The 8065-nt window shown below is 49.9% G+C and carries 5 protein-coding genes; all 5 read left to right on the top strand.

Translation table 11 applies throughout. From position 1 onward, the window contains the following. The first annotated feature begins 277 nt into the window (after positions 1 to 277). The 5 genes from bioB (VZT47_RS08405) (at position 278) to VZT47_RS08385 (ending at position 7304) form a co-directional block, all read left to right on the top strand. Positions 278 to 1276, top strand: coding sequence for a biotin synthase BioB (bioB, locus tag VZT47_RS08405; protein WP_296956443.1), 999 nt, complete (start codon positions 278 to 280; stop codon positions 1274 to 1276). Between the two features lie 143 nt (positions 1277 to 1419). Further along, complete coding sequence (gene bioB / locus VZT47_RS08400; RefSeq protein WP_330224522.1) at positions 1420 to 2421, top strand: biotin synthase BioB; 1002 nt, start codon at positions 1420 to 1422, stop codon at positions 2419 to 2421. A gap of 276 nt (positions 2422 to 2697) precedes the next feature. Beyond that, the gene (gene bioB / locus VZT47_RS08395; protein ID WP_330224521.1) at positions 2698 to 3681 is read left to right on the top strand and encodes a biotin synthase BioB; all 984 of its coding nucleotides are present in this window, start codon (positions 2698 to 2700) and stop codon (positions 3679 to 3681) included. Positions 3682 to 4683: 1002 nt separating this feature from the next. Then, positions 4684 to 5802 (top strand): glycerate kinase family protein, encoded by a 1119-nt coding sequence (locus tag VZT47_RS08390; protein WP_330224520.1) that lies wholly within the window; start codon positions 4684 to 4686, stop codon positions 5800 to 5802. An 8-nt stretch (positions 5803 to 5810) separates the two neighbouring features. Beyond that, a complete protein-coding gene (locus VZT47_RS08385) occupies positions 5811 to 7304 on the top strand; it encodes a UxaA family hydrolase (protein WP_330224519.1) in 1494 nt (497 codons plus the stop codon). Positions 7305 to 8065: the final 761 nt, after the last annotated feature.

The raw sequence follows: 8065 nt of genomic DNA, 5'->3' as shown, positions 1-8065 counted from the left end.
CCACCACAACTGCGAACTGATAACTAATAACTGATAACTATTCCCCTTGAAGTTCTTAAAGTAATGATTTCTATTTTTGTACACCCCTTATCCTTCCCGATACCCCCGATCATCCCGACAGCCCCGACAGTCCCGATGCAAAAGTATTTCCACTTCTATATTCATATTGTTAACCGGACCAAAATAACTAATTGACAGATTCCATTGTTTATTTTATACTTATTCACGAGGTAACAATTCGAACAGGGGCTGCTCATTTTTGAAAGGAAGTATCCCTATGAACAGTGCTTGTGAAGAAATTATCAGACTGGCTGACAAAGTCATCGATGGTGGTGAAATTACTGAAGAAGAAGCAAAGAAATTAATCCGTACAAAAGATGAGGATACCATGGTCCTTCTGGCCATGGCGGATAAGATTCGTCAGAAGTTTGGCGGCAATGCGGTGGATTTCTGCGGCATTATCAATGCGAGAAGCGGCCATTGCCAGGAAAACTGCAAATTCTGTGCCCAGTCCGGCTGGTATCATACAGGTGCGAAGGTTTACCGTCTCCTTCCGGAGGAACAGATTCTGGAAGCAGCAAAGAAGGCAAAAGCTGAAGGCGCTGCCCGTTTCTCTATCGTAACGAGCGGACGCAACCAGGACAATCCGAATGAATTTGAAGAAATCATCGATCTGGTGAAGAAGATTCAGAAGGAAGTGGGCATCGAAGTCTGCTGTTCTCTGGGACTCATTGCTCCGGAGCAGGCAAGACGGCTGAAGGAAGCCGGCATTACCCGCATGCACTGCAATATTGAAACGGCACCGTCTTATTTCCCGGAAATCTGCTCCACCCATACCATGGAAGATAAAGAACAGATTATCAAAGTGGCACAGGGAGCAGGCATCCGCGTATGCTCCGGCGGAATCATCGGTCTCGGTGAATCCCTGGACCAGAGAGTGGAAATGGCATTCAAACTGAAAGCCATGCATATCGATTCCGTTCCGCTGAATGTCCTGAATCCGGTGAAGGGGACCCCGTTCTATACGAACCGCCGCCTCCCGCCGCTGGAAATCCTCCGCACTTTCGCTATGTTCCGTTTCGTCCTGCCGAAGGCACTGATCCGTACTGCCGGCGGACGGGAAGTGAACCTCAGAAGCCTTCAGGCCTATGCCCTTTCCGGCGGCCTGAACGGAATCATGGTTGGCGGTTATCTGACCACTCCGGGTAGAAATCCGGAAGATGATCTGGTCATGGTGAATGACCTTGGTCGTGGCCGGACCCAGCCTCAGCTTTGATTAGACAATTTCATAATAGAAATAGAAATATTCCGCACATTGCGAGACACGAATATTTCTATTACGCACTCGCGTAAGGTTTGACAAAGGCTATACCCTGTATTTCTAACGACAGGTTTTTATTTACAAAGGAGTGTTTTGCAATGGAAAGCAGCTGTGAACAGATTTTAAAGTGGACTGAAAAGGTTTTGAATGGTGGGGAAATCACCGAAGACGAAGCAAGAGCGCTGATTCGTACGAAGGACGAAGATACCATGCTTCTTCTCGCCTGCGCTGATAAGATCCGCCAGAAATTCTCCGGCCGGAGCGTCGATCTTTGCGCGATTATCAATGCAAGGAGCGGGTCCTGCCAGGAAGACTGTAAATTCTGTGCCCAGTCTGCCCGTTATAACACAGGTGTAAAAACCTATCAATTCCTTCCGGAGGAAGAGGTCATTGAAGCGGCCAAGAGAGCTAAAAAAGCCGGAGCTGCCCGTTTCGATATTGTTACTGCAGGCCGTGACCAGAGAAATCCGAAGGACTTTGCGGAAATTCTCGACTTAATCCGTCGCATCCGCAAGGAGGTGGGCATCGAAGTATGCTGCTCCCTCGGATTCCTGACACAGGAACAGGCTTACCAGCTGAAAGAAGCCGGTATCAGCCGTCTGCATTGCAATATCGAATCTGCACCGTCTTTCTTTAAGGAAGTGTGCACAACTCATACCGCTGAAGAAAAAGCAGAAAACGTGGCCCGGGCCCAGAAGGCAGGGATTCGCGTATGCTGCGGCGGGATTATCGGTCTTGGTGAATCCCTGGATCAGAGAGTGGAAATGGCCTTTCATCTGAAGAATATGCACATTGATGCGGTACCGCTGAATGTGCTGAACCCGATTCCGGGTACTCCTTTTGAACATAATCAGCGCCTTTCTCCCCTTGAAATCCTGCGTTCCTTCGCCATGTTCCGTTTCGTCCTGCCGAAAGCACAGATCCGTACCGCCGGCGGGCGTCAGATCAATCTCAGAAGCCTCCAGTCCATGGCACTGGCAGGCGGCATGAATGGTGTCATGATCGGAAATTACCTTACCAGCAAAGGCTCCGATCCCCACGATGATATCGCCATGCTTCACGATCTCGGCCGTACCCAGACTGCACCGAATCTGAACTGAAACAAAACGACGAAAGAACCCTGCGTTTTTTCGTCGTTTTAGTGACTTTGAAATAGAGTTATCAGTTAGCAGTTCCCAGTTATCAGTGGGCTGGGATGACATCATGATGAAAAACTTTGAAATATAGTTCTCAGTTATCAGTGCTCAGTTCGCAGTTGGCAGAAATGAAATCGATTGGAAAACTTGAAATCAAAAGCTTGCCCGCAGATATGAGGAACTGATAACTGATAACTAATAACTGATAACTTGCTAAATAAATGAAAGTGACTTGGAATTATGGATACAAACATTCAATTCATCACCGCCTGTCTGGACAAAGTCCTTTCGGGCGGGGAGATTTCCCGAAAGGAAGCAGGGAAACTGTATGAAGCGGGGGAGAAGGAACCTTTATTTCTCATGGCCTCTGCCGACAAGATCCGGAAGACTTTCTGCGGCGATAAAATGCGTTTCTGCTCCGATGTGAATGCAAGGAGCGGACGGTGCACGGAAAACTGCCGGTTCTGTGCCCAGTCGGGCTGGTATAAAACGGGGGTGGATGAATACCCCCTCCGCACGCCGGAGTTCCTCTTGGAACAGGCAAAGAAGGCGGAAGAATACGGCGCGGAACGGTTTGGCATCGTGACGAGCGGACGGGGCCAGAGTGATCCGGTCCAGTTTGATGCCATCGTCAAAGCCGTGGAAATGATTACAAAGGAAACAAAACTTTCCGTCTGCTGCTCTCTGGGCTTACTCACCGATGAACAGCTGGCGCGCCTCAAAAAGGCGGGCTGTCAGAGGATTCACTGCAATCTGGAGACAGCGCAGCGCTATTTCCCCCATATCTGCACTACTCATACCTATGAAGAAAAAGAAGATCATATCCGCCGTATCCAGAAGGCAGGCCTCGAAGTCTGCTCCGGCGGCATTATGGGCCTGGGAGAAACAACCGATGACCGGATCGATATGGCTTTTGCCCTGAAAAGCCATCACATCACCTCCGTGCCCCTCAATATTTTCAGCCCCATTCCGGGCACTCCATTCGGAAAAAACAAGCCGCCGAAACCCCTGGAAGTGCTCACCATGTTCTCCGTATACCGTTTCATCCTGCCCCATACCATCATGAGAGTCTGTGCAGGAAGAGAAACAGCCCTCCGGGATCTCCAGGCCTTTGCCCTGGCAGCAGGACTCAATGGAGCCATGATCGGAGGCTATCTCACCATCGCCGGCCGGCCGCCGGAAAAGGATAAACAGATGGCGGTGGATTTGGGACGGCAGCTCTGATGAAACATATTTAAACATATTTTTCAGAAACTGGCTTGTAAAAAGTTATCAGTTCTCAGTTCTTAGTTAGCAGTTGTTGTGGCGCCTTTAAATAATGAAGGCGCCTCTTTTTTATGCCCGCCCACCCGCCCTGACGCCCCATGCTTCGCTCGGGGACTTGTTGAGTTGTTAGCCGTTAGCAGTTAGCCGTTAGCCGTTAGCCGTTAGCCGTTAGCCATTACCCATTACCCATTAACCCCAATGTACAGCCTCCCCGCATTTCACTTTCCTCTCAGGCTAACAGCCATTCGTCCATTAACCTGACGCCCCATGCTTCGCTCGGGGACTTGTTGAGCCGTTAGCCGTTAGCCGTTAGCCGTTAGCCATTACCCATTACCCATTAACCCCAATGTACAGTTTTTTCATATTACAGTTTCCTCTCAGTCCATCAGCCATTGGTCCATTACCCATTAACCCCAATGTACAGTTTTCTCATATTACAGTTTCCTCTCGGACCAACAGCCATTGGTCCATTAACCCATTAACCCCAATGTACAGTTTTCTCATATTACAGTTTCCTCTCAGTCCATCGGCCATTGGTCCATTACCCATTAACCCCAATGTACAGTTTTCTCATATTACAGTTTCCTCTCAGTCCATCGGCCATTGATCCATTACCCATTAACCCCAATGTACAGCCTCCCCGCATTTCACTTTCCTCTCAGGCTAACAGCCATTCGTCCATTAACCCATTAACCCAAATGTACAGTTTTTTCATATTACAGTTTCCTCTCAGTCCATCGGCCATTGGTCCATTAACCCATTAACCCCAATGTGCAGCTTCCCCGCATTTCAATCTCCTCTCAGGCCATCAGCCATTCGTCCATTACCCATTAACCTCAATATACAGTTTCCACGCATTTCAGTTTCCCTTCAGTTATCAGTCCTCTGCGAACTGATAACTGATAACTGCGAACTTTCATGATACAATGAAGAAAACCAGTTTCGACAGGCGGTGATTCCATGACCATTCTTCTTGCTCCCGATTCTTTCAAAGGGACCCTTTCGGCGGAGGAGGTTTCCGAAATCCTGAGTTCTGCGGCTCATGAGGTATTTCCGGATGTAAAAACCATTTCCCTTCCTTCTGCAGACGGGGGAGAGGGGACGGTTTCGGCCATTCTTTCTTCGGGAGCGGGAGAAAAAGTCTCATTTCCTGTCCATGGACCTCTGGGCGGGAAACGGATGGCTTCTTATGCCAGACTTTCGGAAACGGAAGTCCTCATGGAAATGGCAGAGGCTTCGGGGCTCACCCTGATTTCCGAAGAAGAAAGAAATCCTTTACAAACCTCCACTTTCGGCACGGGAGAGATGATTCTTCATGCCCTGGCCCATGGGGCCCGCCATATTTTTATCGGAATCGGCGGTTCAGCTACCAGTGACGGGGGAATGGGGGCCATGGAAGCACTGGGCATTCGTTTCCCGGATGGAAATGGAAAACTTCTTCCCGGCTGCGGGGCCTCTCTTGCCAGAGTAGAAAAAATCGACCTGACAGGACTTTCACCCCTTGCAAGGTCTGCAGAATTTACGATATTGAGCGATGTGACGAATCCCCTCTGCGGGCCCAAAGGGGCAGTCCGGGTTTTTGCTCCGCAGAAAGGGGCGGATCCTTCCATGGTGGAAATCCTGGAAAAGGGTATGGAGCATTACCGGGATATCCTGACGAAAACTTTCGGCGTAAATCCCGATACCATCCCCGGAAGCGGGGCGGCAGGAGGCCTGGGAGCGGCCTTATTTCTATTTCTGAAAGGGAAAATGGTTTCCGGCGCTGAAGAAGTGCTTCGCTTCAACCATTTTGATGAATACCTGAAAGAGACGGACCTGGTCATTACGGGCGAAGGACGGACCGATTCCCAGAGCGCCGACGGAAAAATCGTTTCCATCATCGCTACCCACTGCCAAAGGGCGAAAGTGCCCTGTCTTATCTTTTCCGCGTCCCTTGGAAAGGGCGCTGAAAAGCTGGAAGGCCCCGGGGTCCGGGTGAAAGCAGCGGCCCGAAATGACCGTGAAATCGAGGCATCCATGAAACATCCGAAAGAATTTTATAAACGTGCAGCCATTCATTTATTTCAATCCATGAAATGAGGAAAACTATGGAAATACAGGCAATTCTTCAGCATCCGAAAGATACGGTAGTGACAGTGACAAAAGAAACCCGCTCCGGAGACCGGATTCTTTATGAAGGCGGGAGTCTTACCGCCGAAGACTTCATTCCCCAGTGGCACAAAATCGCCCTTCAGGATATTTCCAAAGGACAGGTGGTCTACAAATATGGCGAAGAAATCGGGAAAGCCACGGACTTCATCGGAAAGGGCCACCGGGTGGATGACAAAAATCTGGAAGGCCTTTCGAGGAAATATGAAGATGAATACGTGGGGGACATCCCCTGGGAAGCGCCAGAGTTCACGCCTTATGCCGACGAACCTCTCTATTTCAAAGGCTATCGGAGAAGCGAAGGGCGGCCGGGCATCCGGAATCATGTCCTTTTCCTTCCCACCTGCGCCTGCTCCAGCGAAACCTGCCGGGTGGCTTCCTCATTAGTCCGCGGATCCGTGCACCTTACCTTTGATTCGGGCTGCGGTGATGTGGCGGCCAGTATCGATATGACCCGGAGAATCCTCATGGGTTTTGCCCTTCATCCCAATGTCTACGGCGTGGTTATTATCGGCCTTGGCTGCGAATCCATGTCTCACAGGGAACTGAAAGAAAGACTGCAGAAACTGACGAAGAAACCCATTATTTCCTTCGGCATCCAGGAGGAAGGCGGGACCCTCCGGACCCTGGAAAAAGCCGTGCGGGCAGGAAAGAAACTGGCCGCCGAGGCTTCCCTGCAGGAAAAAGAAAAATTCCCCATCTCCGACCTTCTCCTTGGCATCGAATGCGGAGGAAGTGATGCGACCAGCGGTATTGCCGCCAATCCGGCCGCAGGAAATCTGTCGGACCGCCTCATCGATATGGGAGGATCCGCCATGATCAGTGAATCCATCGAATGGATTGGCGCAGAACATATCCTGGCCAGAAGGGGTCTCACTGCGAAAATCCATGATGAAATCATCAAAACCTGCGAGGACTATGAAAATCATATTTCAGAGGCCGGCCAGAACTGCCGGGAAGGCCAGCCGGCTCCCGGAAATAAAGCAGGCGGCCTTTCGACCCTCGAAGAAAAAAGTCTGGGCTGCATCAAAAAAGGCGGCACCCGGCCCATTACGGAAGTCCTTCCTCAGGCCCTGCGGCCTTCGAAAAAAGGAGCCCTCGTCATGGATACCGCAGGATTTGATGTTTCTTCCATTACTTCCATGGCTGCTTCCGGCTGTCAGGTGATTATTTTTACAACCGGTCTTGGAACTCCGACCGGACTTTCTATGGTTCCTGTCATCAAAGTCACCGCCAATCAGCATACCGCAGAATGGATGGAAGACAATATCGATATAGACCTTTCCTCTATCATCCGCGGAGAAGAAACCATTGAAAATGCGGGGAAACGGCTCCTTCTGGAAACAAAGGAAATCTGCGACGGAAAAGTGACGAAAGCGGAAGCCTACGGATTCTCCGATATCGCCGTGGATCATGTGTGTCGGTATGTTTGAGACTTCTGGTATTTACTGTGGTTTGAGTCAGCTGCGGTTTTCGGGGTTAGCCTCACCACGGCATGCCCGTAATGAGTCAATTTCGAGAATTCGGGGTTATCGGGGTGATCGGGGCTATCGGGAAGGTGCTGCCGCTGATGCGGCAGGATTATGTATGGGGATTTTGCCCAGGCGGGGTTAAAAATCCCGTTTTCCTCAATGGATAGAGTCAATTTCGATATCGGCAGATGAACACCGAAGTAAAAAAAGGCTAAATCGATTGTGACATAAAATTTCCATGCGTCCCTCCCGCGTCCGGGAGGGTGAGGGCAGGAGGGGCGTACGATCGTACAAGTCGAAAATGAAGGAAAAAGATTCATGCGTACCGTAATGGACAGGAGTTTTAGGCATAGGGAAAGGATTGAGACAGCTGCGGTTTTCGTGGGTTAGCCTCACTTCGGCGAGCCCCGATAGATTAAACCTCGAGATTTCGTGGCTCGTGATTCGTGGTTCGTGAAGGTATCGGCGCTGATGCGCCGATATTTTTTATATGGGAGCTTTGCACAGACGAGATTGAAATGCCCGTAAAAATCGAAAATTCTGCTAACTTTCGAGAATTTGGGCTGCAGGGAAGAAGGGTCGGGGCTGTACAATAATTACACAACATGTTGAATGACTGAATTTTATAAAGTAATCAGTTCTCAGTTCATAGTTCTCAGTGGAGGAGGCCCGCATCAAATGAGATGGCGGGCCATTTTTATACACAGTTTTCATTGGAAATG

The sequence above is a fragment of the Dialister sp. genome, assembly GCF_036343215.1.
GTDB lineage: Bacteria > Bacillota > Negativicutes > Veillonellales > Dialisteraceae > Dialister.
This window is presented reverse-complemented; position numbering and strand designations above follow the sequence as displayed.